General features: G+C 57.2%; 1 protein-coding gene. It reads left to right on the plus strand.

The window, feature by feature from the left end; all coding sequences use genetic code 11:
- A partial coding sequence (locus AACY52_RS31875; RefSeq protein ID WP_339561637.1) for a transposase occupies nt 1–320 on the plus strand: 320 nt, incomplete at both ends.

Consider the following 320-nt stretch of genomic DNA (forward strand, 5'->3'; position numbering starts at 1 on the left):
TGATCAGCGTTTTGTCGGTCGCCAGGAACAGAGCTTACCGGTGCTTGCCCAACTGAAAAGCTGGCTGGAGAAAACCCAGTCCCAAGTGACGCCGCAAAGTGCGCTGGGCAAGGCCGTTAATTATCTGGCCAGCAACTGGAGCCGGCTGGAGCGTTACGTGGAGGCTGGGTTTTTACCGATAGACAACAATAAAGCCGAGCGCGCAATAAAGCCGTTTGTCATAGGGCGCAAGGCATGGCTGTTCAGCGATACGCCCAAAGGCGCCACCGCCAGTGCGCAGATCTATAGCTTGGTCGAGACCGCCAAGGTCAACGGCCAGG

This window comes from Pseudomonas sp. EA_65y_Pfl1_P113 (genome assembly GCF_963970525.1).
GTDB lineage: Bacteria > Pseudomonadota > Gammaproteobacteria > Pseudomonadales > Pseudomonadaceae > Aquipseudomonas > Aquipseudomonas tritici.